Here is a 25007-nt window from a genome sequence, read left to right as displayed (position 1 = left end):
CCAGACCCATGTTCGACACCACGCCAACCCTCGACTGCAAGGGCCGCATCCTGGTTCTCGACCGCGTGCGGGTCGTGGGCATCGTCAATGTCACCCCGGATTCGTTCTCCGATGGCGGCGAGCACGCCGGGGCCGACGCTGCCGTCGCCCATGGCCTGAAGTTGGCGGAAGAGGGGGCCGATGTCCTCGACGTCGGGGGCGAATCCACGCGGCCCGGCGCCGATGAGGTAAGTGTCGAGGAAGAACTGCGCCGGGTGATCCCGGTGATCGAGCGCCTCGCCAGCGGATGCCCACTGCCGATCAGCATTGACACCTCCAAGCCCGAGGTGATGCGCGCCGCCGTCGCCGCCGGCGCCGGCCTGATCAACGACGTCTACGCCCTGCGGCGCGAAGGCGCCCTCGACGCCGCTGCCGCGCTGGAAGTCCCGGTCATCCTGATGCACATGCAGGGTGAGCCGCGCTCGATGCAGACGTCGCCGCAATACGACGACGTCGTGTCCGAAGTGCACCGCTTCCTCGCCGAACGCATCTTCGCCGCGGAGATGGCCGGGATCGCCAAGAAGCGGATCGTCGTCGATCCCGGCTTCGGCTTCGGCAAGAACCGCGAGCACAACCTTGCCCTGCTGGCGCAGCTGGACCGGTTCGGCGAGTTGGGCGTGCCGCTGCTCGCCGGCCTGTCGCGCAAGAAGACGATCGGTGAACTCACCGGTCGCGACGACCCCCACGATCGCGTCTTCGGTTCCGTCGCCGCCCACGTGATCGCGGCACAGCGGGGCGCAAAGCTGGTGCGCGTGCATGACGTGGCGGCCACCGTCGATGCGCTCAAGGTCTGGAACGCCGTCGCCGCGCAGCCGATGCCGCGGGCGAAGGCCGCCACGCCGGCCATCCGTTGGCCCGACGACGACTGATCGTTCGTCGTCGACTTGTGCACAAGGCCTGTGGGCAAGTTTCCCGAACATCCTGTGGACAAGTGGCTGCCGCCCAGGCGGGACAAGGCTGTCAAGCGATATGGCTATTTTTTCGCCACTCGTGCGGTAAAAAAATTATCGTCCGATAGTGGTCAATTTTTAGCCAACCCGCTTGACATGCTTGTCCTGCAAGGCGCGCAGAAGGTTGTCCACAGGATGTCCGGGAAAACTATCCACAGGTGTTGTGAACAACTGGCGCTCCATGCGGGGCGGCCATGTTCTCGATGCGACATCGGGCCGGGTCTAGGGCAGCGTGGCCGGGGTCCACAGTTGCGACCAGCGCGCGAGTTTGGCTTCCGGCGCCAGTTGCTGCGGCGATGCAACAACCTCGGCGCCCAGCGAGTGGCGCTCGTCGAAGCTGTTGCGGTTGACCGCGCCGCGTAGCAAGCCGTCGTTGTCCATGCAGGTCACGGCAACCAGCACGCCGCAATTTCCGCAGATCAGGAAGTCGGCCTGCCCGGAGCCCTGGCGATAGCGTCGCAGCTGGCCACCCGGATCACGCACCTGCAACGAACCCGCCGCATCGGATACCCATGCGGCGCGATGGCGCGTGCAGAAATCGCAGTCGCAGGCGCGTGGAGTGAATTCTTCCAGCCGATGCGCGGTCTCGAAAGTCCAGCGCACCGCGCCGCAATGGCAGCCGCCTTCATGGCGGAATCCGTCCATCGAAGTGCGCTCTTCAGTCGCCACCGCCGCCGTCTCCGCCACCATCGCAGCCACCGCCATCGCCACCCGAATCCGCGCAATCGGATCCGCTCGAGGCGTCATCGCCAAAGGATGTACCCGAGCCGGTGTCGCTTCCATCGGCATAGGGCGTACCCGACGCGGCGTCGTTTGTTCCGGAGACGCGACCGGTACGACTGCCGTGCGATGCCCGCCACACGACCGCGACGAGCGCCACCGCAACCGCCAGCATCAACAGGGTCGACATGGGCAAGGCTCCAGTGTCCGGTGATGCGCCTAGGCTAGCCCCCAATGCATCGGAAGGCGACCGCCCCGGACCGGCGCGGTCGGCAACCGGCAACCGGGAGCGGCACCGCGTATCGCGTCGCTTCGCATTGCAGCGGTCGATGGCTCAGTATGTCGGCTCCGTTCACCCGTTCGAGACGAGGGTTGTATGCAGGCATGGCTCCGGCGCAAGGACATCGACAAGGTCACCGTGCACGAGGAGGGCCGCCGACTGGTCCCCACCCTGAGCTGGCCGCACCTGATCGCGCTGGGCATTGGCGCCATCGTCGGCACCGGCATCTACACGCTGATTGGCGTCGGAGCCAACCTTGCGGGTCCCGCCGTCCTGCTGTCGTTCCTGGTGGCGGGCGTGGTCTGTGCCTGCGCGGCGCTGGCGTACGCGGAAATGGCCACGATGATGCCGGCTGCCGGCAGCGCCTACACCTACAGCTACATCGTGCTCGGCGAGACCATCGCCTGGGTCGTCGGCTGGAGTCTGATCCTGGAATATTCACTGGTCGTGAGTGCGGTGGCGGTCGGCTGGTCTGGCTACGCGGTCGGTTTCCTCAAGGGCCTGGGCGTGGACCTGCCGTTGTGGTTGTCCGTCGGGCACCATGCCGGCGGGTTGATCAACCTGCCGGCGGTGGCGATCGTGTTCGTGGTGGCCGGCCTGTTGATGGCAGGCACGCGGGAAAGCGCCACGCTCAACGCTGTGCTGGTGGTGCTGAAGATCGTCGCGCTGGGCATTTTCATCGCCATCGCCCTGCCGCATTTCGATGCCGGCAACACGCAACCCTTCATGCCCTTCGGTTTCGTCAAGTCGATGGGTGCCGACGGCGTCGAGCGCGGGGTGATGGCCGCGGCGGCGATCATCTTCTTCGCCTTCTACGGCTTCGACGCAATTTCCACGGCGGCCGAAGAAACCAAGAACCCGGGGCGCGATCTGTCGATCGGCATCGTCGGCTCGATGATCGGCTGCACCCTGATCTACATGATCGTCGCCCTGGCCGCGGTGGGTGCGTTGAGCTACACCGTCTTCGCCAAGAGCCCCGAGCCCCTCGCGCTGATCCTGCGCGAACTGGGGCAGGGCAAGGCCGCCACCATCATCGCGGCCGCCGCGGTGATCGCGTTGCCGACGGTCCTGCTTGCGTTCCTGTACGGACAGAGCCGCATCTTCTTCGTGATGTCGCGCGACGGCCTGCTGCCGCGCGGCCTGTCGAAGGTCAGCCCGCGCACCGGTACGCCCATCGCGACGACCTTGTTCACCGCCACGCTGGTGGCGGCACTGGCGGGCGTGGCACGCCTGGATGAGATCGCGGCGCTCGCCAATGCCGGCACCCTGGCGGCCTTCATCGCCGTCGCGGTGTGTCTGCTGGTGTTGCGCAAGCGCGATCCGGCGCGCGCACGCGTGTTCCGCACTCCGCTTGCATGGGTGGTCGGGCCGATCGCGATCCTGGGCTGCCTGTACCTGTTCTGGAGCCTGCCACGGACCACCCAGGTCTGGTTCCTGGCCTGGAACGTGATCGGCGTGGTGGCCTATCTCGCTTACGGGCGCAGCCGCAGTCTGTTGGCACGCGGACAGGAAGCGTGACCTAGGATCGATCGCTGGCTGCGTGCCTTCGGGCACGCAGAGCGAGGCCCGATGGATGGTCTCGCTCGCCCGCGGAACTGGTGCATCGATGACTGCTGACAAGCGCCCGCTCGCCATCGCCCTGATGGGCCCGACCGCCTCGGGCAAGACCGCACTCGCCCTCGACTGGGCGCAGCGGTTGGGCGGCGAAATCGTCAGCGTCGATTCCGCACTGGTGTACCGCGGTCTCGACATCGGCGCCGCCAAGCCCACGGCGGCCGAGCTGGCCGCGATTCCGCACCACATGCTCGACCTGCGCGAACCCTGGCAGCCGTACTCCGCGGCGGAATTCGCGGCGGATGCCCGTCGGGCGCTCGACGCCGTCATTGCGCGCGGCAAGCTGCCGATCCTCGCGGGCGGCACGGGACTCTATTTCCATGCCCTGCTGCACGGCCTGTCGGACATGCCGGAGGCCGATGCCGCCACGCGCGCGCAACTCGAAGCCGAGGCGGCCGAGCGCGGGTGGGCCGCGTTGCACACAGAACTGCGTGGCATCGATGCCGAAGCCGCCGCACGCATCCATGCCACCGACGCCCAGCGCATCCAGCGCGCATTGGAAGTGTTCCGGCTCTCCGGCCGCAGCATCAGTGACTGGCGTCGTGCCGCCAGGAGTGCGCCGCGATTGGCGGTGCGCGTTCTGAAGCTGGTACTGGCGCCGCAGGATCGGGCGGTATTGCACCAGCGCATCGAGCGGCGTTTCGACGCAATGCTGGCAGGCGGTTTCCTCGATGAGGTGCGCCGCCTGCGCGACCTGCCGGAGCTGCGGCGCCACCCGCGACCGCTCGACCTGCCGGCACTGCGGGCGGTGGGATACCGGCAGGCCTGGGAGCACCTGGATGGCGCCTTCGATGCCGGCGAGTTCCGCGACCGCGGCATTTTCGCCACGCGCAAGCTTGCCAAGCGCCAGCTCACCTGGTTGCGCGGGGAACTGGATGCGCGCTGGTTCGATCCGCAGCAGGATCGGGCGGGACTGGAACGGGCGTTGCGGTTGTTCCTCCCTTCCCGGTAGCGGCGGCCCAAGCGCGGTACGGCCTGCGCGGGTTCACTCCGCCAGGCTGTCCCAGCGCCCGCGCATGCCCGATCCGGCGTGTTCACGGATCGCGGCACCCGTCCCGCTCGCTTTGCGCCGGGCTGGGTTACCATCGCCCCGTCGTCCGTGCGGGGACAGCATTGGCGATGCGATTGCGGAATGGGCCTCCGGCCATCCGCTTCGCCACCTATAACTAGAAATACAGTGGGGAAAACATGTCGAAGGGGCAATCCTTGCAGGACCCGTTCCTGAATGCTTTGCGGCGCGAGCGCGTGCCGGTTTCGGTCTACCTGGTCAACGGCATCAAGCTGCAGGGCACGATCGAATCGTTCGACCAGTTCGTGGTGCTGCTGCGCAATACCGTCAGCCAGATGGTCTACAAGCACGCAATTTCGACCGTGGTGCCGGCGCGCAACGTGCGCGTGGGGCCGGGTGGCGGCCAGGCGCAGGCCGATGATGGCGGCGAAGAAGGCGACGACGCCGAGTAACCCGTCGGTTCGTGGCATTGGGGGCGGTGCAGGGCGCCACTGCTTGAAGCAGGCGGTCCGCGCCCCCATTCCATCCTTCCCCGCTACCGGGGAAGGAGTAAACAGACCGGATGTTTGAACGTTCCCGCAAGGGCGAGCACGCGTTGCTGATCCAGCCCCATGCCGGCGGACCGCCGGACGAGGGGCTGATGGAGGAGTTCGCCGACCTGGCCCGTTCGGCCGGCGCCTCTGTCGCCGCGCTGCTTACGGCGCGCATCGACCGTCCCAATCCCGCCACGCTGGTGGGCAGCGGCAAGCTTGAGGAAATGAAGGCCGCGGCCGATGCCAGCGGCGCCGATCTGGTGCTGGTGAACTTCGCGTTGTCGCCGGGGCAGGAACGCAACCTGGAAAAAGCGTTGCAGCGCCGCGTCGTCGACCGCACCGGCCTGATCCTCGACATCTTCTCCCAGCGGGCGCAGAGCGCCGAGGGCAAGCTGCAGGTCGAACTCGCCCAGCTCAAGCACATGGCGACGCGGCTGGTGCGGGGCTGGACCCACCTTGAACGCCAGCGCGGCGGTGCCATCGGCCTGCGCGGACCGGGTGAAACCCAGCTGGAAACCGACCGCCGCCTGCTGCAGAAGCGACTCGAACAATTACAGAAACGCCTCGACAAGGTCGAAGTGCAGCGCACGCAGATGCGTCGTGCACGCATGCGCAGCGAGCTCCCGCGCATCGCGCTGGTCGGTTACACCAACGCCGGCAAGTCCACGCTGTTCAACGCGCTGACGGGTGCCTCCGCGTATGCCGCGGACCAGTTGTTCGCCACGCTCGATCCCACCGTGCGTCGCATCGCGCTGCCGGGCGGAGGAGCGGTGCTGGCGGATACCGTCGGCTTCGTCCGCGACCTGCCGCACGAGCTGGTCGCGGCCTTCCGCTCCACCTTGTCGGAAGCGCGCGAAGCCGACCTGCTGCTGCATGTCGTCGATGCCGCCGATCCGCTGCGCGACGAACGCATCGCACAGGTGGACGAGGTGTTGGCCGAGATCGGCGCGGGCGACCTCCCGCAACTGCTCGTCTACAACAAGATCGATCGCCTGGAGCGCGAGGACAACACCGCACCCGAGCCACGCCACGACCGCCCCGGCGAAGGCCGCCAGCGCGTCTGGGTTTCGGCGCAACTCGGCCTCGGCCTGGATCTCGTCCGCAAGGCGCTTGCCGACGTACTCGAGTTGCGCCATGTCGTCGGTGAGCTGCGCCTGCCCTCGCAGGCCGCTCGCCTGCATGCGCGCCTGCATGCACTCGGCGTGATTCGCGAGGAGGCGCATGACGAGCAGGGCTGGCGCCTGCAGGTCGACATGGCGATCGCCGATGCGCTCAAGCTGTTCGCGCAGGCGCATGGCGAAGCCCTGCGACCCCTGCTCGAAGCCGCCGGCGCGCTCGAAGACGAAGCCGCGGGATGGTAGTCGCACAGCAAGGCAGGCTTGCCTTGTTTGAGGCCGCACGAGCGCTAACCTAGAATCAACGCACGCCCACTGGCGTGAACGTCCTCATTGGAGCAGGCATGGCCTGGAACACCCCTGGAAGTAGTGGCCCCGGCAGCAACGAGCCCGGCCCGGATGGCCGCCGTCCCCAGCGCCGCAGGTCCGGGGGCGGTGGGCTCGACGGCCTGCTCGACTCGGCGCGCGACCTCTTCGGTGGTGGTGGTTCGATCTGGCGCTGGGTGGCCATCGCCTTCGGCCTGTGGCTGGTCTTCACGACCTTCGTGCTGGTGACCGAACAGGAGCGCGGCGTGGTCCTGCGCTTCGGCCACTTCGCCCGCATCCTCCAGCCGGGCCCGCACTTCAAGGCGCCTTGGCCCATCGAGACGGTGCAGAAGGTCAACGCGACGCAGAGCAACGCGTACAGCGAAACCGTCCCGGTATTCACCCGCGACGGCAACATGGTCAGCGTCGAGATCAACGTGCAGTACCGCATCGGCGATCCGCAGACCTACCTGTTCGGTTCCCGCGATGCCGCCAGCGTGCTGCAGCAGGCCGCGCAGAGCACCGTGCGCGAGCAGGTCGGCCGTTCGGATCTCGACACCGTGCTCAATGCGCGCAGCGAACTCACCGTTGCCGTGCGCGAGCATCTGCAGAAGGCATTGCAGGCCTATCACACCGGCCTGGTCGTCACCGAGGTCAACCTCCCCAACGCCCGCCCGCCGGACGAGGTGAAGGACGCGTTCGACGAAGTGCAGCGCGCCCGTGCCGACAAGAACACGGCCATCAACCAGGCCGAGGCCTATGCCAAGAAGATCGTGCCCGAGGCCCGCGGTGAGGCCGCGCGCACGCGCACGACCGCCGAAGGCTACAAGACGGCCTCGATCGCGCACGCCGATGGCGACGCGCAACGCTTCTCGTTGCTGGTCGACCAGTACAAGAACGCACCGGATGTCACCCGCAAGCGCCTGTGGCTGGAAACCCTGCAGGACGTGCTGGCGGAAAACCGCAAGATCATCGGTGGTGATTCGCGCCAGTTGATCTATGTGCCGATGGAAGACAAGCGCGGTGGCGCCAGCAACGCGGCTTCGAATCCGCCGCTGCTGACGCCCGAGGTGTTGTCGCCGCCAAGTGAATCCACCGATTCCGCGCGTCCGTCGCGCAGCCCGCGCCCGACCCGCGAGGAGGACCGCCGATGAGATTTTCCCTCTGGATCGCCATTGCCGTCAGCGCACTGCTGGCGCTGCTTGGTTCCGTATTTGTCGTGAACGAAGGCCACAGCGCGATCGTGTTCCGCCTGGGCACCATCGTTCGCACCGATATCGATCCCGGCCTGCATTTCAAGGTGCCGCTGGTGGAAAGCGCGCGCGTTTTCGATCGTCGTCTGCAGGTGCTCGATTCCGAACCCGAGCGTTACCTCACCGACGACAAGCAGGACGTCAGCATCGACTTCTTCGCGCTTGGACGCATCGAGAACCTGCAGGCGTTCTACCGCGCCACCGGTGGCGACGAGGAGGTCGCGGTGCAGCGTCTCGCGCCGATCATCCGCGACTCGCTGCGCAACGAGATCAATGGGCGCACGCTCCAGGAAGTGGTGTCCGGCGAACGTAACGCGTTCATCGGCAAGCAGCTCGCGACGATCAACAAGGGTGCGCAGACGCTGGGCGTGAAGATCATGGATATCCGCATCAAGCGCATCGAGTTGCCGACGGACAGCAACGTGGTGGGCTCGGTGTACGACCAGATGCGCTCCCAGCGCCTCCAGGTCGCCAGCCAGCTGCGCGCCGAAGGCGTGGAGCAGGCACAGACCATCCGGGCGAAGGCCGAACGTGACCGTGCGGTGCTGCTGGCCGAAGCCGAGCGCGACGCGCAGAAGCTGCGCGGCGAAGGCGATGCCGAAGCCACGCGCCTGTACGCGCAGGCAGCGAACAAGGATCCGAGCTTCTACGCGTTCCAGCGCAGCCTCGATGCCTACCGCGCCTCGTTCGCGGATGGCCAAAGCGTGATCGTGCTCGACCGCGACGATCCGTTCCTGCAGTACATGAAGTCGGATCGCTGATCGCGGGCATTGGCATGACCGTCGAGTTGCTCTCCGCCTTGTGCCTGGTTGCCGTGCTCGAGGGCCTGTTCCTGTTCGTCGCCCCGCGCGGCTGGAGGCAGGCCATCGAGCAGCTGCACCAGGTTTCGGACCTTGGCCTGCGCCTGCTGGGCGGCGTGTTCATCGTCATCGGCCTGATTTCGCTGTTCCTAGTCAGGGACATCCTGGTCAGGCATGTCTAGGGCGTCGTTCGGTTCCAGAGCCCTGAGCACAGCGGAAACGGAAGGCGGGAAGGGTAGCCCCGCCCCCCTAAAACCCGGATAATGCACAAAAGCCGGACGGGGCCCGCCCCTCCGGCTTTTTCCGTGTGTGGACCCCCGCATCGTCCCGCCCGAAGGCGAGGACAGGCTGTCCAGACATGCCACTACCAGCTCCGGGACCGATCCGGGGCGACAGGAGATTTCCAGATGGGTCAGTCAGTTGTGGTGTTGGGCGCCCAGTGGGGCGACGAAGGCAAGGGCAAGATCGTCGACCTGCTCACGCAGGACATCGGCGCGGTCGTGCGCTTCCAGGGCGGCCACAACGCCGGCCACACCCTCGTCATCGGCGGCAAGAAGACCGTCCTGCACCTGATTCCCTCCGGCATCCTGCGCGACGACGCGCTGTGCCTGATCGGTAATGGTGTCGTGCTGCATCCGGGCGCGCTGCAGAAGGAAATCGGCGAACTCGAAGCCAATGGCGTCGACGTGCGTTCGCGCCTCAAGATCAGCCCGGCCACGCCGCTGATCATGCCGTACCACATCGCCCTGGATCAGGCGCGCGAGAAGGCCCTCGGCAAGAGCGCCATCGGTACCACCGGGCGCGGCATCGGTCCCGCCTACGAGGACAAGGTTGCGCGTCGCGGCATCCGCGTCGCCGACCTGCGCTATCCCAACGAGCTCGCCGAGAAGCTGCGCGGCACGATGGATTACCACAACTTCGTGCTCACCAAGTACCTCGGCGTCGAAGCCGTCGACTTCCAGAAAACGCTCGACGACGCGCTCGCCTTTGGCGAATACGTAGAGCCGATGAAGTCCGACGTTGCCGGCATCCTTCACGAGCTGCGCAAGCAGGGCAAGCGCGTGCTGTTCGAAGGCGCGCAGGGTTCGCTGCTGGACATCGACCACGGCACCTATCCGTATGTCACCTCGTCGAACACGACGGTGGGTGGTGCGTATGCCGGCACCGGCGTCGGCGCCGATGCGATCGACTACGTACTCGGCATCGCCAAGGCCTATGCCACGCGCGTGGGCGGCGGACCGTTCCCGACCGAGCTCGACGACGAAATCGGCCAGGGCATCCGCGACCGCGGACAGGAATACGGCGCCACCACCGGCCGCCCGCGCCGCTGCGGCTGGATGGACATCGTCGCGCTCAAGCGCGCCGTCGCCATCAACGGCATCACCGGCCTGTGCATCACCAAGCTCGACATCCTCGATGGCATGAAGACGCTCAAGGTCTGCATCGCATACGAGTACCACGGCAAGCGCAGCGAATATGCCCCGCTTGATGCAGCGGGCTGGGAAGAGTGCACGCCCGTGTACCTCGAGTTCCCGGGCTGGGAGGAATCCACCGCCGGCATCACCGAGTGGGACAAGCTCCCGCCCGCCGCCCGCGCCTACCTGCGCGCACTGGAAGAACTCTCGGGTTGCCAGCTGGCGATCGTTTCCACCGGCCCGGATCGCGATGCCAATATCGTGTTGCGGGATCCTTGGGCGTAAGCCCTCGGCCTGTCAGGCAAGATCAAAAAAAGCCCCGCATTGCGGGGCTTTTTGTTTCCCCGCAGGGTTGATTGCGTCTGAGGCCTATTGCCGGGCCGCCATCGCGCGCTCGATGAAATCCAGCACTTCCGCCACGCTGACGCCGAACGAACCTGCGTTGCCGGCGTCGAACTCGCGCTTCCATTGGGCGTACCCGGTCAGGAAGGCAGGATCTGGTACCTCATTCCGCAGGAACTCCGCCTTGCTGCGTTCGAAGGTCTGGCGGATGACCGGTACGTGCGGGAGTCTGGTCGTGAAGCCCGAAGGGTCCGCCGGATTCCTTACGCGGACGCCCGAAATCGAGACGTGGAAGATCTCGCCGCCTAGTGGATGCGCATCCACGCGGTTGATCAGCAACAGCGGCGCCTCGTCGGCACTGCGGCCGGCGCAGCGCCACAATTGACCCGCGGCGAAGTCGGGGCTGGGCGATGGCGAGGTCATATCGGTCTCCTGATTCGATCCGTCTGATTCGATCCATCCAATCATGCCGCGACCGAGCGGTAGGGACCGTGCCGATTCCGGCCTCTTCCCCAGCTTCCCTTGGGATTGCGATCGATGCCGCTGCGGTGGATCGGTGCGCCTCCGCCTGGAGCAGGGGATTCGGCTTTACTTCCCGATAACCGCCGCAACCGCAACAATCGCTTCCTGCGCGCGGTCAGTCCCGCGCCCCGTCCATTCCCACAGAGGATCGCCATGAAATCCCGCGCCGCCGTCGCCTTCGCTCCGGGCCAACCCTTGCAGATCGTGGAGATCGACGTCGCGCCGCCGCGCGCAGGCGAAGTGCTGGTCCGCATCACCCATACGGGTGTCTGCCATACCGACGCGTTCACCCTGAGCGGCGACGATCCCGAGGGCCTGTTCCCCGCGGTCCTGGGCCACGAGGGCGCAGGCGTGGTGGTGGAGGTGGGCGAGGGCGTGACTACCCTGCAAGCGGGCGACCACGTCATCCCGCTGTACACGGCCGAATGCCGCGAATGCAAGTTCTGCAAGTCCGGCAAGACCAACCTGTGCCAGAAAGTGCGCGCCACGCAGGGCAAGGGCCTGATGCCCGATGGCACCTCGCGCTTCTCGTACAACGGCCAGCCCATCCACCACTACATGGGCACCAGCACCTTCAGCGAGTACACGGTAGTGGCGGAAATATCCCTGGCGAAGATCAACCCGGAAGCTCCGCACGAAAAAGTATGTCTATTGGGATGCGGCGTCACCACCGGCATCGGGGCCGTGCACAACACAGCGAAGGTGAAGGCAGGCGACACCGTGGCGGTGTTCGGCCTGGGCGGCATCGGCCTGGCCGTGATCCAGGGCGCGCGCCAGGCGAAGGCGGGCCGCATCATCGGCATCGATACCAATCCCGGCAAGTTCGACCTCGCGCGGCAGATGGGCGCCACCGACGTCGTCAATCCGAAGGAGCATGACAAGCCGATCCAGGACGTGATCGTCGAGATGACCGACGGTGGCGTGGATTTCTCTTTCGAGTGCATCGGCAATGTCGACGTGATGCGAGCCGCGCTGGAGTGTTGCCACAAGGGCTGGGGCGAGAGCGTCATCATCGGTGTCGCCGGTGCCGGCCAGGAAATCCGCACGCGCCCGTTCCAGCTGGTGACCGGCCGGGTCTGGCGCGGTTCGGCGTTCGGCGGGGTCAAGGGACGCACGCAGCTTCCCGGCATGGTGGAGGACGCAATGCGGGGCGACATCCAGCTCGATCCCTTCATCACCCACACCCTGCCGCTGGAACGCATCAACGAGGCGTTCGAGCTGATGCACGCAGGCAAGTCGATCCGCACGGTGATCCACTACTGAGGATCCCGCAGCCACGCCCCAGGCAACGCGAAGGCATGCGCACGACGGTGCCACGCCCGGCTTCGATGTTGGAAAGAACCATCCCCGGCCACGAAGGAGGTGAACAATGAACGCAGTCTCCATTCATCCGTCCGTCGACAACGGCGTCAGGAAGGGCGACGCCGGTTTCAAGGGCGGCACGCTGCAGTGCCAGTGCGCGACCGACAAGGTGGAAGTGAAAATCGACGCCCAGGTCGCGCACAACCACGTCTGCGGCTGCACCAAATGCTGGAAGCCCAAGGGCGCCGCGTTCGCGGTCATCGCCGTGGTGCCGCGCGACAAGGTCAGCGTCACCGCTCACGAAGAGAAGCTCGGCATCGTCGATGACACGGCCACCATCCAGCGCCACGCCTGCAAGGGCTGTGGCGTACACATGTTCGGCCGCATCGAAAACAAGGACCACGCGTTCCATGGCCTCGACTTCGTCCACACCGAACTGTCGCCACAAAGCGGCTGGGAAGAACCGCGTTTCGCCGCGTTCGTTTCCTCGATCATCGAGGGCGGCGGCGCGCGTCCGGAGCAGATGGACGGCGTGCGCGCACGCCTCAACGAACTGGGACTCACGCCCTACGACAGCCTCAACCCCCCGCTGATGGACGCGATCTCGACGCACCTGGCGAAGAGATCGGGCGTGCTGAAGGACTGACTGCAAGTGGGCCACCCGCCACGACAGGATCGAGCATGAAGAAGGTGCAAGAGCACGCCAGCCACGGCGGCGTGCAGGAAGTCTGGCAACACCATTCGCACACGCTGGGCTGCGACATGCGTTTCGGCATCTACCTGCCGCCGCATGCCGTGCATGCGCAGTGTCCGGTGCTGTACTGGCTCAGCGGCCTCACCTGCACCGAGCAAAACTTCATCACCAAGGCGGGCGCGCAGCGCTACGCCGCCGAGCATGGCGTGATAGTGGTTGCGCCCGATACCAGCCCGCGTGGCGTGGCCGTGGCGGATGCCGACGGCTACGACCTCGGCCAGGGCGCAGGTTTCTACCTCGATGCCACGCAGGCGCCGTGGGCTGAGAACTACCGCATGCACGACTACGTCGAGCGCGAACTGCCGGACCTGGTCGAAGCACACTTCAGCGCCAGCAACCGGAGGTCGATCAGCGGGCATTCGATGGGCGGCCACGGTGCACTGGTGCTCGCGCTGCGCAACCACGGTCGCTACCACAGCGTCTCGGCGTTCTCGCCTATCGTCGCGCCCATGCAGGTGCCCTGGGGCGAGAAGGCGTTTACCACCTACCTGGGCGACGACCGCGACGCCTGGCGACAGTGGGATGCCTGCGAGCTTGTTCGCGCGGCTGCGGGCAGCGCCAACAAGGTGCCCTTGCTGGTCGACCAGGGCGAAGCCGACGAATTCCTCGACACGCAACTGCGGCCGGAACTGCTGGAAGCCGCTTGCCGGGAGTCCGCGCATCCGCTCACCCTGCGTCGCCGCGCAGGTTACGACCACAGCTACTACTTCATCGCCAGTTTCATCGGCGAGCACATCGCCTACCACGCCGCCGCGCTGGCTGATCGCTGAGCCCGCACGCGTCTTCCATGCCTGACCCCGATGGGTGGTGCTGGCCGTCCCGCGCATGGGCCCAGCAGGCGCCGGGCTTCAAAAAAAGCGCTGCCAGGTAGCGTTCCGGCCAACGCTGCACTGCAACGCGCCAGGCCGACGGCCCGAGTGGGCCCGTAATTTCCCCGGCCGCCTTCCGTAACCACCAGCGTTTTTCCCCGAGTACCGCGATCGCGTCGGCTGGACCGCATGCGCGCTCGCGTTGGTCCGCCCCGCTGTATCTCCCGAAGGAGTCCCTGATGAAACTCTCGTCCGTTCGCGCACGCGCCTCCAGTTTCCCGATGCCGCGCCGTTGGCTGCTGGCTGCTGCCGTGGCTTTCGCCTTGCCTGGAGCCGCCATTGCCGACCCGGTCATCGACTGGAATGCCAATGCCAACGCAGTCGTCGGCTCGGCGGGAGGCCCGCCGCAGCAGACCCGCGTCTTCACGATGGTGCAGATCGCCGTGCATGACGCGCTCAACGCCATCGATCCGCGCTATGAGTCCTACACCCGCATCGGCGGCGGCAATCCCAATGCATCCGCGGATGCCGCGGTGGCGCGCGCCGCGAGCGACGTGCTGCTCGCGACACTGCCGGCCAGCCAGGCCACCGCGATCAATACGACCTACGCCAATTACATCGCCGCCCTGCCGGCGTGTCCGGCCGCGCACGCCACGTGCATCAGCGATGGAGAAGCGATCGGCGCCGCCGCCGCGCATGCCATCGTGATGATGCGCAATCTGGATGGGTCGGAAACGCCGCACGTGCCGTATACGCTCGCGCCGGGCATCGGTGTCTATCAGCCGACGCTGCCGACGCCGCCGGCGCCGCAGCCGTTCCCGCAATTTGGTGGCTGGGGCGAGGTCACGCCGTTCGCGCTCGCAAACGCGGCGCAGTTCAATCCGGGGCGCACCGATTTCCTGCGGGTGCACGGCAAGGCCTACGCCGTCGACTACAACGAAGTGAAGGCGGTTGGCTCCGCCGCTGTGCGCGGCGCCGCGCCGGATTCGGAAGAAAGCCGGATCGCGCGCTTCTGGCCCGGGGGTGGCGCCAATCTCAACGGTGTGCTGCGCGTGATCGTCGCCGGCCAGAACCTGGACTCCTGGGAGAACGCACGTCTGTTCGCACTGATGAACATCGCCGTGAACGACACGCTGATCGCGACGTTCAGGACCAAGTACAAGTACAACTTCTGGCGTCCGGTCACCGCGATCCACTGGGCAGATGACGGCAACCCGGATACCGAGTCCGATCCCAACTGGTCCTCCTACATCACCACGCCGCCGTACCCGGACTACACCTGTGGGCTTCCCTCGACGATCGGTGCCGGTACCGAAGTGATCCGCGACGTCTTTGGCACTGATGATGTTGCTTTCACCTTCACCGCCGCGGGATTGCCGCCAGCCGTGACCCGCAGCTACACCAGCCTGTCGCAGGCGGCGGACGAAGCCGCATCCGCGCGCGTGTATGGCGGGATCCATTTCCGTACCGGCTGCGTCAACGCGGTGACGTTGGGCGAGCACATCGGCAAGTACGTGTTCAACACACGACTGCGTCCACTGCACTGATTCGACATCGGACTCGCCTGCTCCAAGGCAAAGGCCCCGCATGGCGGGGCCTTTGTCATCTCCATGCGCAACATGGGCTGCTACCTGGGCTCGTTGGCCCCGCCACCCTGTGGTGGCTTGCAGTCGCTGCCCAGCGGGATGTCCGCCTGGGTGACGCAGGCGTTGAAACCAGGCAGGCCGACGACTTCGCGCGTGGCGCCCGCCGTCATGGTGAAGCGTTCGATCGGCTGTGTGGCGCAGTCGCTGTCGGCCGGGGCGCACTGGCGCGGAAACAGCGTGTAGTGGCATTCGCCGCTGGCGCTGGCGATGCATTCGAAGTGGGCGATGCCGGCCATGATGCGGGTCTTGCTGTGGATCACGTCGACGCCGTCGATGACGGAGCGACTCACGATGGTGGTGCCACCTTCGCAACCGAACATGGCAAGCAGGTAGTAGATCACGGCGATCAGGTTGCGCATGGCTGTTGTCTCGCGGTTGCTGGCGGCATGGCCGCCATGGCGGAAGGCACGATCACGGAAGCGGCTACGCGCCGTGCGTCGCGATCACATGTGCCGGAACAGGGTCATGAAGGGCTGGCTGACAGTCAGGGTTTCGGGGCGGTTCTTCAGGCGGACCGTGCCCTTGCCGGTGTCGTCGCGCACGATCGAGGCGATCGCCTTGAGGTTGACGATCGTGGAGCGGTGGATCTGCTTGAACGTATCGGTATCCAGCACCGACAGCAGTTCGCGGATCGGCGTGCGCAGCAGGGCTTCGCCCTCGGCCGTCATCACCGTCGTGTACTTGTTGTCGGCGCGGAAGTAGGCGACGTCGTCGACCAGGATCAGCTTCGTCTCGCGGCCGGCGCTGGCGGTGAGCCAGGTAAGCGGCGGGCGCGAGGGGTTCCTCGGCAACGTCGCGCCCAGGCGCTCCAGGACGGCGTTCAGCGCCGCTGCGTCGCTGGCACCCGATGCGGCGCGCAGTTTCAGGCGTTGCACGGTGGCGGCCAGGCGTTCGCGCGCGATGGGCTTGAGCAGATAGTCGATCGCCCCGCGGTCGAAGGCATCGATCGCGTACTGGTCGTAGGCGGTGACAAAGACGATCTGCGTGTGCGGGCTCGCCTGCGCCGCGGCGGCCGCGACTTCCAGACCGGTAAGGCCCGGCATGCGGATGTCGAGGAAGGCGACGTCGGGCTGGTGCTCGTCGATGGCTTCCAGTGCGCTGGCGCCGTCTTCGCACTCGGCGACGATGTCCAGTTGCGGCCAGGCCTCGCGCAGTTGTTCCAGCATGGCGCTGCGCAACAGGGCTTCGTCTTCCGCGATGACGGCAGTGCAGGTGGCCTTAGACATTGCCGTGATCCTCGGCGGCCTTGGCAGGCATGGCAGTGGCGGGCATGGCAGCGGCAGGTGCAGACGCCGGCGGTGAAGTCGAGTTCGCGGCCGGCACGGCCGGAACGGTGATCGTCGCGGCGACGCCGGAGGGGAAGTTGGCGACCACCGCGAGCGAGGCCTTGCCATTGAAGACCAGTTGCAACCGCTCGCGTATGTTCTTCAGGCCAATGCCGGTGCCGGCGCTCTGCACGTTGAAGCCTTCGCCATCGTCGGCGACGGTGATCGACACGCCGTCATCGACAGGCCGTGCGCGGATCCAGACCGTGCCGCCGGCGGTGCGTGGCTCCAGGCCGTGCTTGATCGCATTTTCCACCAGCGTCTGCAGCATCATCGCCGGCAGTTTGGTGCCGCGCAGATTGTCGGGTACGTCGACCTGCACGGCCAGGCGCTGGCCCATGCGGATCTTGAGGATTTCCAGATAGGCGAGGGCGCGTTCGAGTTCGTCGCCCAGCGTCGCCTGTTCGTCCTGCGTGCGCGGCAACGAATGGCGCAGGTACTGGATCAGGTGGCCGAGCATCTCGTCGGCGCGCGGCGGATCGGTACGGGTGAGGTACTGCGCGCTGGCCAGCGTGTTGTAGAGGAAGTGGGGCTCGACCTGCGCATGCAGCAGGTTGAGGCGGGCCACGGTGAGCTCCTTCTCGGTCGCGGTCTGCGCGGCGGCATCGCGTTCGTTGCGGCGGCGCTCGGCGACGCGGCGGGTGATGGCGCGGGTGATCGCGTTGGCGTTCTCGAGGTTGGTGCCGTCGTCGACGCGGAACCAGTCGCTCCATGCACCGCTTTCCGGCTCGCAGATCAGGGTGACGCTGCCGGTGCCGTTGACGGGCGTGACCGTGGCGAGGATCTGGTTACGCGTGTTGCCGAACCATTGCATCGGGTGGAAGCGACCCAGGGGCGGCTCGTCGCCGTAGGTGACCGGGCGCAGTACCTTCGCACGCACCTGCAGGCTGTCGCGTGCGCTCTCGACGTCCTGCGTGCGCGGCAGTTCGCGGATGGCGGCATCGAGCAGGTCGAAGGCCTCGCCTGCCTCGAACGGAATCTCGATCTGGCGGCGCTGGCGGTTGCCCAGGCCTTCCTGCTCGGAGCCGGCGATCAGGCGCACCCGGCGCAGGTGCGAGAACGCGCTGGTCACGACCAGGCCGAGGGTGATGAAGGTGAACAGCACCATCGGCAGTTCAAACCGGCCGATGAGGGGGATCTCGTTGTAGAACGACGTCAGCAGGATGAGCGCGAGGCCCCAGGCGATGGCGATGCGGGCGACGAAGAAGACGTTGCGGATCACGGTGGTTCCCGGGGCGTCGTTGGTTGCGGCGAAGAATAGCCGCCGCTGGCGCGATGGGAACCGAAGCGCGACGAAACCGGGGATCGCGCGACGGAAGTGGCCGAAAGCGGGATGAACCGACGGGATGAACGGGCCGGCAGGCCGGATCTGCGCGAGGGCTCCCATGGGCCCCGCGAAAACCGCAACACCTGTCGATTCCGGCATGACTTCTGGCGGTCGGTGCCATCCCCGCCAGCCCTCACCATCGATCCTTTCACTCACCTCCGGTTTGCGGATATCGGCCCATGGCCGCGCGAGCCCACCACAAGGGACATTGCATGCGTCGCACCCTGGTTACCGCCATCGCCCTGGCTCTCGCCGGCACCGGTTCCGTCCTCGCCGCACCGGCCCCGGCCGCTGCGTCCATGACGACCGCGCCCGAAGTGAAGGATGCGACCACGCAACTGCCACGCACGGTGCGCCCGGCGCATTACGACGTGGCGGTGGTGCCGCACGCCGGGACGATGACCTTCGACGGCCATGTCGCGATCACGCTCGACGTGCTGGAGCCGACGGCGTCCATCACCGTCAACGCCGTCGACATGATCTTCGCCAACGCCACGTTGGCCGGGTTGGCCGGCTCCGGCCGCAAGGCGCTGGTCCCGAAGGTGTCGATCGACGCCGACGCGCAGACCGCGACCTTCACCGTCGACAAGCCGCTCGCCCCGGGCCGTTACACGCTGGCCACCGACTACACCGGCAAGATCGGCACCCAGGCCAATGGCCTGTTCGCGATCGACTACGACACCCGGGCCGGCAAGAAGCGCGCGCTGTACACCCAGTTCGAGAATTCCGACGCGCGCAAGTTCGTGCCGTCATGGGACGAGCCCAACTACAAGGCGACCTTCGCGCTGACGGCCACCGTGCCCGCGAACCAGCTGGCCGTGAGCAACATGCCGGCGGTGGAAACCACGGACCTCGGCAACGGCACCAAGCGGGTGCGGTTCGACCAGTCGCCGAAGATGTCGACCTACCTGCTCTTCTTCAGCCTTGGCGATTTCGAGCGCGCCACCGCGAAGCTGGGCGACACCGAAATCGGCGTCGTCACCCAGTCCGGCCTGGTCGAGCAGGCGAAGTTCGCGCTGGATTCCTCCGTGGACGTACTGCGCGAATACAACGACTACTTCGGTACGCCCTATCCGCTGCCCAAGCTCGACAACGTGGCCTCGCCCGGAAGCAGCCAGTTCTTCGGCGCGATGGAGAACTGGGGCGCGATCTTCACCTTCGAACACACTCTGCTGCTCGATCCGACCATCTCGACGCAATCGGACAAGCAGCGCGTGTATTCGGTCGCCGCGCACGAGATCGCACACCAGTGGTTCGGCGACCTGGTGACGATGAGCTGGTGGGACGACCTGTGGCTCAACGAGGGCTTCGCCACGTGGATGGCGGGCCGCACCACCCAGAAGCTGCATCCGGAATGGAATACCCGGCTCGGCACCGTCGACGGCCGTGAGCGCGCGATGTCGCGCGACGCCGTCGCATCCACGCATCCGGTCGTGCAGCACGTGGAGACGGTCGAGCAGGCAAGCCAGGCCTTCGATGCGATCACCTACCAGAAGGGCGGTGCGGTGATCCGCATGCTCGAGGGCTTCGTCGGCCCCGACGCCTGGCGCGAGGGCGTGCGCAAATACATGAAGGCGCATGCCTACGGCAACACGGTGTCGGACGACCTCTGGCGCGAGGTGCAGACCGCCGCGGGCAAGCCCATTCTCGACATCGCCCACGACTTCACCCTGCAGCCGGGCGTGCCGCTGATCCGCGTCGAATCGGCGTCGTGTGATGGCCACACGACCACGGTCAAGCTGACCCAGGGCGAATTCACCAAGGACCGCCCCGGCAAGGCCGCGCTGCAGTGGCGCGTGCCGGTGATCGCGCAGGCCGGCGGCGAAGCCGTGCGCACGGTTGTCGAAGGCGGCGCGGCGACAATCGAGGTGCCGGGTTGCGGTCCGCTGGTCGTCAATGCGGGGCAGAGCGGCTACTACCGCACGCTGTATGCGCAGCCGCAGTTCGAGACGCTCCGCAAGGAGTTCGCCAGGCTCGACGCCATCGACCAGCTCGGCCTGATGGGCGATGCGTGGGCGCTGGGCATGGCCGGGCTGCGTCCGGCGACGGACTATCTCGAGCTGGCCAAGGCCACGCCCATCGACGCCGACCCGCAGATCTGGGGCGACATTGCCGAAACCTTGACCGGCCTGGATGACTACTACCGTGGCGACGCGAAGCGCCAGGCCAGGTTCCGCGCCTTCGCGATCGACACGCTCTCGCCGGTGTTCAAGCGCGTGGGCTGGGAGGCCAGGGCGGGCGAGGCCGATCCGGTCACCATCCTGCGCACCCAGCTGATCGACGCATTGGGCACGCTGGGCGACGCGTCTGTCATCCAAGAAGCGCAACGCCGTTATGCCGCCGGCGATGCGAATGCGATGCCGCCCGCACTGCGCAAGACCATCCTCGGCGCGGTTGCACGGCACGCGGACGCGGCAACCTGGGAGCGGCTGCACGCTGCAGCGCAGGAGGAAAAGACGCCGCTGGTGAAAGACGAGTACTACGCCCTGCTGTCGTCGGCCGAGGATCCGGCCCTGGCGAAGCGCGCGCTGGACCTCGCCTTGACGGCGGAACCCGGCGAGACCAACAGCGCGGGGATGATCTCGACGGTGGCCTATCACCACCCCGAACTCGCGTTCGACTTTGCCACTGCACATCGTGAGCAAGTGAACGCCAAGGTCGACACCACCTCGCTCAGCCGCTACTACCCGGGGCTGGCGAACAACTCGCTGGACGCGGCCACGATCGCCAAGCTCAAGGACTTCGCGTCGAAGCACATCGCCGCGAGCTCGCGACGCGCCACGGACACGGCGGTGGCCAACATCGAGTACCGGCTGAAGGTGCGCAACGAGCGCCTGCCGGCGATCGATGCGTGGCTGCAGCGGCAGCAGGGCACGACGCGGATGGGGCGTTGAGCGTTGAATAGGTGAACAAAAAGGCCCCGCACGCGGGGCCTTTTTTGTTGCGCATGCTTCTACACGACGCGCTGCCACAGCCACGTCGCCGCCACCGCACAGATTCCCAACGAGAGCAGGGGCATGGCGGTGCCGGCATACCAGCGCGCGCGCCGTAGCAGGAACAGGCCTGGCAGCACCGCGCATACGACGACCAGCTGCCCCAGCTCGACACCCGCGTTGAATCCCACCAGCGCGAGCAGGCGCGTGGTGGTGGGCAAGCCCAATTCGCCCAGCGCCCCCGCGAAGCCGAAGCCATGAATCAGACCGAAGCCGAAGCCGACCACCCAGGCGCGCCGCGTGATCAGTGGCCGGACGTTGTTGATCGCGGCGAGCAACACACTGATGGCGATTGCGGGTTCGACCCAGCGTGATGCGGGCGTCACCCAGCCGAGCGCCGCCAGGCTCAGGGTGAGCGAGTGCGCCAGCGTGAACGCGGTGACTATCCCCAGCACCTGGGTCAGGACGCGACGAAAGCCTTCCGCCGGCAACCATTCGCCGTGCTGGCGCAGCAATGCCGCGGGCAACAGCAGTGACAGCAGGAAGGCGAGGTGGTCGTAACCGATCAGGATGTGGTGCACGCCCTCGCGCAGGAAGTCGGTGAACGGTCGGTCCGGCGCCGCCCCCAGGACCACCGTGCGCGCATCGGTGCGCACGGTGGCGGTGCGTACGCCTGCGCCCTGTCGCAGCGTGACCAGGACGCGATGCTGCGGATCCTGTGCGAACAGCAGGTCGTAGCGCACGCGCATGCGCATGCGTGTGCCCGCTGGCGCAGGACACTGCGCGAGCAGTTGCACCGTGGCGTAGGCACCATCGTCGTAACGGCGCGTGGCGAGTCCGAGTGGATGCAACGCACACGCGCCGGCCGCGGTCGACAGCGTGAGTCCCGAAGCAACCCACTGCTGCAACGGGCGCTCCAACGCGTGGAGTTCGCCCCACGTCACCTGTTCGTCGCGATTGGCGTCGAGCGGGAAACTGAGGGCGATATCGCGGATCGCCAGGTCCAGCTCGATCCGCGTTTCGCTGCCGGAATGCGCGATGTCCAGGTGCGCGACCGACAAGGTGTGCGCCTGCACGGAACACGCGAGCAGCAACAGCAGCAATGCCAGCCAGTGACGCTGCATCAGCGCGCGACCTCCGGCACCGGTGGCAATGACAGGTGCTGCGCCGCCGCCCAACTGCGCAGCGGCTGCAGGACCTCGCTGCGCCCTGCCGCCACGGCCGCGCGCTGCAGCAGCGCCACGTCTTCGTAGTCGCGTTGCGTGCGGAAATTGGCCTGGGCCAGCGCCAGCGCTGCGACGGGGGCATGGCGCGCGACCAGCAGGAACTCGGCTTCGTCGCGCAATTCCACGGGGCTGCCCGCGGCACGCGCGGCCGCGAAGCGTCGTTCCTGTGCGGCCACCAGGGACGACGCTGCGCCGGAGGACAGGCGGCACGCCGCCAGGGTGCGCTGCAGCTGCAGTCCTTCGTGGCCGGTTTGCGCGGCGAGCAGGGACATCACTTCGCGATCGCGGCCCGCGTTGCGCAGGTAGCGCGCGTATGCGGTCAAGGTGCGGACGTCGTCCGGCGCGGGTGCCAGCGCGCGTCGGAACCACGTGTCGGCATCGCGATCACCAGCACGTTCGGCGACTTCGGCACGCATCAGCAGTGCGTAGCGGCGGGTCTCATCCGTAGCGGGGGCGTCCTGCAACCAGTGCTCGAGCGCGCCTGCCGCTGCGGCGTAATCGCCGCGGCGCAAGGACAGCATCCCCACGCACAGCAGGCCGCTGCCAGCGTCGATGCCCAACGCCAGTGCCGTGCAGTCGGCGCGGGCCAGATCCACATTGCCGAGTACCAGCTGGAGTTGCGCGCGCGACAGGTGCGCCGCGGCGTTGCGCGGCGAGTGCGCGATCACGACGTCGAGAAGGGCTACCGCGGCGGAAAAGTCGTGCCGATGCTGGGCGCTGAAGGCGCGGGCCAGCAGCACGTCGGGATCTTTCGTGCCTGCCGGCAGGCGCGCGAGCAGGGCGTCGGCCCGTGCCGCCAACCGCGCGTCGCCGGTCTGCGCCGCGGTGGTCAGCAACTCCCGGATGCGCGTGATCGAAACCGGTGCGACGGCCGATGCCGCGGGAATGGACGATGGCATCAGTCGTGCGTAGCCGTGGGGCAGGCGCTCGAGCACGGCATGCGGATCGTCCGGGACCTGCGATGGTGGGCGTTGCGCCCACGCGGCGGAGGCCGCCATCAGACCGGCAACCAGGGGCAGCGTGCGCAACAGCGCAAGGCGCGACATCGTGACTTCCTCCAGGCCATCCGGCAGCACGCAGGGCGTGGTTGCCGGATGGCCATGCAAGGACGGGCTACGTCAAAGCAGCCCGCTCAGTTGCTCGGTGAACCCGGCAGCGGTGTGTTGAGGTAAGGGAACGTCGCGCGGAAGTCGCTGGCCTTGAGCGCCGCGCCATCGGTGTATGGCAGTTGCCCCGATGGAGCGTCGGCGATGGGCAGCAACACGCCCATCGCCACGCGCAGCTCGATGTCGACCACGTCGTCGCCCGGGCGGCGGCCGTTCGGGAAGCCGGCGCTATCGCCCGCGAGCACGCCGAGCGTCTTCTGTGAGGTGGCGGCCTTGGGCGCGATCGACGTATTCAGGCGCATCATTTCCGCCGGCTTCACCGAGGCCGGCTGATTGAGGCCCGACACACCGGTCAGGAAGGCCGCGATCAGGTCCGTGCGCGGATACCTGGTCGGCGCCTTTACGCCGGGAAACAGCGCCTGGATCAGGATCGGCAGGCTGGGGTTGGTGACGTACTTCGCGAAGGTCGCATCGTTGGCGGGCTGCGAGGCATTGAACCGGTCCTTGTCCGGCAGGCCGATCACCACTTCGTTCACCAGTGGCGCCGACAGGCGCGACACCTGCCGGTAGTGATCGCCTTCGCGCGTGTAGGCCGCGGTCCAGGCGCCGATGATCGGGTTGCCGGAATGGGTGAGGCACGCGATCGGCAATTCCAGCGCCAGCGTGGTGACGTTCGCATCGTCGAGCAGATTGCGCTCGCCGTCCGGCGCACCGACGGGATTGGTGTTGATCAGGTCGAATACCTCGCCGAGGTTGACCGCGAAGCCGTCCTTGCGTTGTCCGGCGAAGACGCGGCCTTCGCCCGCGCATTTGTCCACGCCGATACGCGAGATCTGGCGATCGGCGTACTTGGCGTAGTCGGCGATGGACTTGGTGCCGATGTTGTCGAACGGCTTCTTGAACAGATAGCCACCGGTGCCGAGATTGCGGGCCACCTCGGTCTGGCCGCCTTCCCGCACGCTGACGACGGAGTAGCGTTCGTCGACGTTGCGATTGGCTTCCTGCGCCGCGGTGGCGCCGAACGGCCCGATGTTGCTCAGCGGCGCCGCCACATCGATGCCGTTCACCGGCACGGTGAGGTTCTTGAAACGGTTGCGGAACTTGAAGAAGTAGGAGATGTCGGGAACCGCATCGCCATCGTTGTCGATGTGGATGGCGTACAGCGCATGGGGATCCATCAGGAAGTAGTTCGGACCGCCGTAGGGCGCCTGCAGCGGCTGATAGTTGGCGAGGAAGGTGACGTAGCCGGCGCGCCCGCTTTCATAGCTGCGGAACAGGTAGAAATCAGTGCCGTCGACTTTCGGGGTCTGGGTGATCAGCGGGGCTTCGCGATGGCTGGAACCAAGCGCGGAGCCGGCCGCGACCGTCAAGCCTGCGATGGCGACCGCGAGCAGGCCGCGCTTCGTGAGGGAGGGTTTGACCAAGGGCTTCATGGCGGGGTCCTGGGTAAGTGCAGGCACGAACGGCGCCTGCCTAGCCGAACCGCAGATGCTTGCGCGTCGCGCTGCCTGCGTTCCTGCGTGCTTACGGGGCAAACCCGGTGTCCGGATGCATCCGTTCGTCGGACGGGTCAGGTGGGAGGCGGAACCAGGGAGGCGCCCATCGGTCGGCATCGATGGATACGTCGGTGGGCTGCATCCGGATGCGCCATCGACTCGTATAGCGCTTCGTAGCGCGCATC

23 protein-coding genes are annotated in these 25007 nt (G+C 66.9%); 14 read left to right on the top strand and 9 right to left on the bottom strand.

Going from position 1 to position 25007, the window contains the following annotated elements:
• Positions 1-8 precede the first annotated feature (8 nt).
• Complete coding sequence (folP, locus tag ACXJJ9_RS15325; RefSeq protein ID WP_457097991.1) at positions 9-908, top strand: dihydropteroate synthase; 900 nt, start codon at positions 9-11, stop codon at positions 906-908.
• A 303-nt stretch (positions 909-1211) separates the two neighbouring features.
• On the opposite strand, the gene ACXJJ9_RS15320 is transcribed toward folP, so the two are convergent.
• Together ACXJJ9_RS15320 and ACXJJ9_RS15315 are read right to left on the bottom strand one after the other, a co-directional pair.
• Complete coding sequence (locus tag ACXJJ9_RS15320) at positions 1212-1658, bottom strand: GFA family protein (RefSeq protein ID WP_457097990.1); 447 nt, start codon at positions 1656-1658, stop codon at positions 1212-1214.
• Positions 1648-1899, bottom strand: a complete 252-nt coding sequence (locus ACXJJ9_RS15315; RefSeq protein WP_457097989.1) for a hypothetical protein — start codon at positions 1897-1899, stop codon at positions 1648-1650. The genes ACXJJ9_RS15320 and ACXJJ9_RS15315 overlap by 11 nt, the downstream gene beginning before the upstream one ends.
• A 186-nt stretch (positions 1900-2085) precedes the next feature.
• On the opposite strand from ACXJJ9_RS15315, the gene ACXJJ9_RS15310 reads away from it, so the two are divergent.
• The 8 genes from ACXJJ9_RS15310 (at position 2086) to ACXJJ9_RS15275 (ending at position 10319) form a co-directional block, all read left to right on the top strand.
• Positions 2086-3507 (top strand): amino acid permease, encoded by a 1422-nt coding sequence (locus ACXJJ9_RS15310; RefSeq protein ID WP_457097988.1) that lies wholly within the window; start codon positions 2086-2088, stop codon positions 3505-3507.
• A gap of 88 nt (positions 3508-3595) precedes the next feature.
• On the top strand, positions 3596-4555 hold the full coding sequence (miaA, locus tag ACXJJ9_RS15305; protein ID WP_457097987.1) for a tRNA (adenosine(37)-N6)-dimethylallyltransferase MiaA: 960 nt from the start codon (positions 3596-3598) through the stop codon (positions 4553-4555).
• Between the two features lie 236 nt (positions 4556-4791).
• Positions 4792-5064 (top strand): RNA chaperone Hfq, encoded by a 273-nt coding sequence (gene hfq / locus ACXJJ9_RS15300; protein WP_457097986.1) that lies wholly within the window; start codon positions 4792-4794, stop codon positions 5062-5064.
• Between the two features lie 110 nt (positions 5065-5174).
• A complete protein-coding gene (hflX, locus tag ACXJJ9_RS15295) occupies positions 5175-6506 on the top strand; it encodes a ribosome rescue GTPase HflX (RefSeq protein ID WP_457097985.1) in 1332 nt (443 codons plus the stop codon).
• Between the two features lie 98 nt (positions 6507-6604).
• The gene (hflK, locus tag ACXJJ9_RS15290) at positions 6605-7720 is read left to right on the top strand and encodes an FtsH protease activity modulator HflK (RefSeq protein WP_457097984.1); all 1116 of its coding nucleotides are present in this window, start codon (positions 6605-6607) and stop codon (positions 7718-7720) included.
• Positions 7717-8580, top strand: a complete 864-nt coding sequence (gene hflC, locus ACXJJ9_RS15285; RefSeq protein WP_457097983.1) for a protease modulator HflC — start codon at positions 7717-7719, stop codon at positions 8578-8580. The genes hflK and hflC overlap by 4 nt, the downstream gene beginning before the upstream one ends.
• A gap of 14 nt (positions 8581-8594) precedes the next feature.
• Positions 8595-8801: a DUF2065 domain-containing protein gene (locus ACXJJ9_RS15280; RefSeq protein ID WP_457097982.1), complete on the top strand. Its 207-nt coding sequence runs from the start codon at positions 8595-8597 to the stop codon at positions 8799-8801.
• A gap of 225 nt (positions 8802-9026) precedes the next feature.
• Positions 9027-10319: an adenylosuccinate synthase gene (locus ACXJJ9_RS15275; protein WP_310053637.1), complete on the top strand. Its 1293-nt coding sequence runs from the start codon at positions 9027-9029 to the stop codon at positions 10317-10319.
• A gap of 84 nt (positions 10320-10403) precedes the next feature.
• Here ACXJJ9_RS15275 and ACXJJ9_RS15270 read toward each other — a convergent pair whose 3' ends face one another.
• The gene (locus tag ACXJJ9_RS15270) at positions 10404-10799 is read right to left on the bottom strand and encodes a hypothetical protein (RefSeq protein ID WP_457097981.1); all 396 of its coding nucleotides are present in this window, start codon (positions 10797-10799) and stop codon (positions 10404-10406) included.
• A 252-nt stretch (positions 10800-11051) separates the two neighbouring features.
• Between ACXJJ9_RS15270 and ACXJJ9_RS15265 the strand changes: the two genes are divergently transcribed.
• From ACXJJ9_RS15265 to ACXJJ9_RS15250, 4 genes are all read left to right on the top strand, one after another.
• On the top strand, positions 11052-12161 hold the full coding sequence (locus ACXJJ9_RS15265; protein WP_457097980.1) for an S-(hydroxymethyl)glutathione dehydrogenase/class III alcohol dehydrogenase: 1110 nt from the start codon (positions 11052-11054) through the stop codon (positions 12159-12161).
• A gap of 106 nt (positions 12162-12267) precedes the next feature.
• Complete coding sequence (gene gfa / locus ACXJJ9_RS15260; RefSeq protein ID WP_457097979.1) at positions 12268-12846, top strand: S-(hydroxymethyl)glutathione synthase; 579 nt, start codon at positions 12268-12270, stop codon at positions 12844-12846.
• A 35-nt stretch (positions 12847-12881) separates the two neighbouring features.
• Entirely contained in the window at positions 12882-13724 is an 843-nt protein-coding gene (gene fghA, locus ACXJJ9_RS15255) for an S-formylglutathione hydrolase (RefSeq protein ID WP_457097978.1), read from the top strand.
• 278 nt (positions 13725-14002) lie between these two features.
• Positions 14003-15310 (top strand): vanadium-dependent haloperoxidase, encoded by a 1308-nt coding sequence (locus tag ACXJJ9_RS15250; protein WP_457097977.1) that lies wholly within the window; start codon positions 14003-14005, stop codon positions 15308-15310.
• Between the two features lie 80 nt (positions 15311-15390).
• On the opposite strand, the gene ACXJJ9_RS15245 is transcribed toward ACXJJ9_RS15250, so the two are convergent.
• From ACXJJ9_RS15245 to ACXJJ9_RS15235, 3 genes are all read right to left on the bottom strand, one after another.
• Positions 15391-15768 (bottom strand): hypothetical protein, encoded by a 378-nt coding sequence (locus ACXJJ9_RS15245; RefSeq protein ID WP_457097976.1) that lies wholly within the window; start codon positions 15766-15768, stop codon positions 15391-15393.
• An 84-nt stretch (positions 15769-15852) separates the two neighbouring features.
• Complete coding sequence (locus ACXJJ9_RS15240) at positions 15853-16635, bottom strand: LytR/AlgR family response regulator transcription factor (RefSeq protein WP_457097975.1); 783 nt, start codon at positions 16633-16635, stop codon at positions 15853-15855.
• Positions 16628-17956 carry a sensor histidine kinase gene (locus ACXJJ9_RS15235; RefSeq protein ID WP_457097974.1) on the bottom strand — a complete coding sequence of 443 codons (1329 nt, stop codon included), beginning with the start codon at positions 17954-17956 and terminating at the stop codon, positions 16628-16630. The genes ACXJJ9_RS15240 and ACXJJ9_RS15235 overlap by 8 nt, the downstream gene beginning before the upstream one ends.
• Positions 17957-18273: 317 nt before the next feature.
• On the opposite strand from ACXJJ9_RS15235, the gene ACXJJ9_RS15230 reads away from it, so the two are divergent.
• The gene (locus ACXJJ9_RS15230) at positions 18274-20955 is read left to right on the top strand and encodes a M1 family metallopeptidase (RefSeq protein ID WP_457097973.1); all 2682 of its coding nucleotides are present in this window, start codon (positions 18274-18276) and stop codon (positions 20953-20955) included.
• A 59-nt stretch (positions 20956-21014) separates the two neighbouring features.
• On the opposite strand, the gene ACXJJ9_RS15225 is transcribed toward ACXJJ9_RS15230, so the two are convergent.
• The 3 genes from ACXJJ9_RS15225 to ACXJJ9_RS15215 form a co-directional block, all read right to left on the bottom strand.
• Positions 21015-22118: a HupE/UreJ family protein gene (locus tag ACXJJ9_RS15225; protein ID WP_457097972.1), complete on the bottom strand. Its 1104-nt coding sequence runs from the start codon at positions 22116-22118 to the stop codon at positions 21015-21017.
• On the bottom strand, positions 22118-23266 hold the full coding sequence (locus ACXJJ9_RS15220; protein WP_457097971.1) for a tetratricopeptide repeat protein: 1149 nt from the start codon (positions 23264-23266) through the stop codon (positions 22118-22120). The genes ACXJJ9_RS15225 and ACXJJ9_RS15220 overlap by 1 nt, the downstream gene beginning before the upstream one ends.
• A gap of 86 nt (positions 23267-23352) precedes the next feature.
• On the bottom strand, positions 23353-24759 hold the full coding sequence (locus ACXJJ9_RS15215; protein ID WP_457097970.1) for a DUF4331 domain-containing protein: 1407 nt from the start codon (positions 24757-24759) through the stop codon (positions 23353-23355).
• Positions 24760-25007: the final 248 nt, after the last annotated feature.

Source organism: Lysobacter sp. P5_B9 (genome assembly GCF_054049835.1).
Note: the sequence above shows the minus strand (reverse complement) of the source record. Positions and strands in the feature narration are given on the sequence as shown.

What these genes read in the sequence shown, in the direction of transcription:
- folP (WP_457097991.1), top strand. Translation starts at nt 9, where the DNA reads ATGTTCGACACCACGCCAACCCTCGACTGCAAGGGCCGCATCCTGGTT.
- ACXJJ9_RS15315 (WP_457097989.1), bottom strand. Translation starts at nt 1,899, where the DNA reads ATGTCGACCCTGTTGATGCTGGCGGTTGCGGTGGCGCTCGTCGCGGTC.
- ACXJJ9_RS15310 (WP_457097988.1), top strand. Translation starts at nt 2,086, where the DNA reads ATGCAGGCATGGCTCCGGCGCAAGGACATCGACAAGGTCACCGTGCAC.
- miaA (WP_457097987.1), top strand. Translation starts at nt 3,596, where the DNA reads ATGACTGCTGACAAGCGCCCGCTCGCCATCGCCCTGATGGGCCCGACC.
- hfq (WP_457097986.1), top strand. Translation starts at nt 4,792, where the DNA reads ATGTCGAAGGGGCAATCCTTGCAGGACCCGTTCCTGAATGCTTTGCGG.
- hflX (WP_457097985.1), top strand. Translation starts at nt 5,175, where the DNA reads ATGTTTGAACGTTCCCGCAAGGGCGAGCACGCGTTGCTGATCCAGCCC.
- hflK (WP_457097984.1), top strand. Translation starts at nt 6,605, where the DNA reads ATGGCCTGGAACACCCCTGGAAGTAGTGGCCCCGGCAGCAACGAGCCC.
- hflC (WP_457097983.1), top strand. Translation starts at nt 7,717, where the DNA reads ATGAGATTTTCCCTCTGGATCGCCATTGCCGTCAGCGCACTGCTGGCG.
- ACXJJ9_RS15280 (WP_457097982.1), top strand. Translation starts at nt 8,595, where the DNA reads ATGACCGTCGAGTTGCTCTCCGCCTTGTGCCTGGTTGCCGTGCTCGAG.
- ACXJJ9_RS15275 (WP_310053637.1), top strand. Translation starts at nt 9,027, where the DNA reads ATGGGTCAGTCAGTTGTGGTGTTGGGCGCCCAGTGGGGCGACGAAGGC.
- ACXJJ9_RS15270 (WP_457097981.1), bottom strand. Translation starts at nt 10,799, where the DNA reads ATGACCTCGCCATCGCCCAGCCCCGACTTCGCCGCGGGTCAATTGTGG.
- ACXJJ9_RS15265 (WP_457097980.1), top strand. Translation starts at nt 11,052, where the DNA reads ATGAAATCCCGCGCCGCCGTCGCCTTCGCTCCGGGCCAACCCTTGCAG.
- gfa (WP_457097979.1), top strand. Translation starts at nt 12,268, where the DNA reads ATGAACGCAGTCTCCATTCATCCGTCCGTCGACAACGGCGTCAGGAAG.
- fghA (WP_457097978.1), top strand. Translation starts at nt 12,882, where the DNA reads ATGAAGAAGGTGCAAGAGCACGCCAGCCACGGCGGCGTGCAGGAAGTC.
- ACXJJ9_RS15250 (WP_457097977.1), top strand. Translation starts at nt 14,003, where the DNA reads ATGAAACTCTCGTCCGTTCGCGCACGCGCCTCCAGTTTCCCGATGCCG.
- ACXJJ9_RS15245 (WP_457097976.1), bottom strand. Translation starts at nt 15,768, where the DNA reads ATGCGCAACCTGATCGCCGTGATCTACTACCTGCTTGCCATGTTCGGT.
- ACXJJ9_RS15240 (WP_457097975.1), bottom strand. Translation starts at nt 16,635, where the DNA reads ATGTCTAAGGCCACCTGCACTGCCGTCATCGCGGAAGACGAAGCCCTG.
- ACXJJ9_RS15230 (WP_457097973.1), top strand. Translation starts at nt 18,274, where the DNA reads ATGCGTCGCACCCTGGTTACCGCCATCGCCCTGGCTCTCGCCGGCACC.
- ACXJJ9_RS15225 (WP_457097972.1), bottom strand. Translation starts at nt 22,118, where the DNA reads ATGCAGCGTCACTGGCTGGCATTGCTGCTGTTGCTGCTCGCGTGTTCC.
- ACXJJ9_RS15220 (WP_457097971.1), bottom strand. Translation starts at nt 23,266, where the DNA reads ATGTCGCGCCTTGCGCTGTTGCGCACGCTGCCCCTGGTTGCCGGTCTG.
- ACXJJ9_RS15215 (WP_457097970.1), bottom strand. Translation starts at nt 24,759, where the DNA reads ATGAAGCCCTTGGTCAAACCCTCCCTCACGAAGCGCGGCCTGCTCGCG.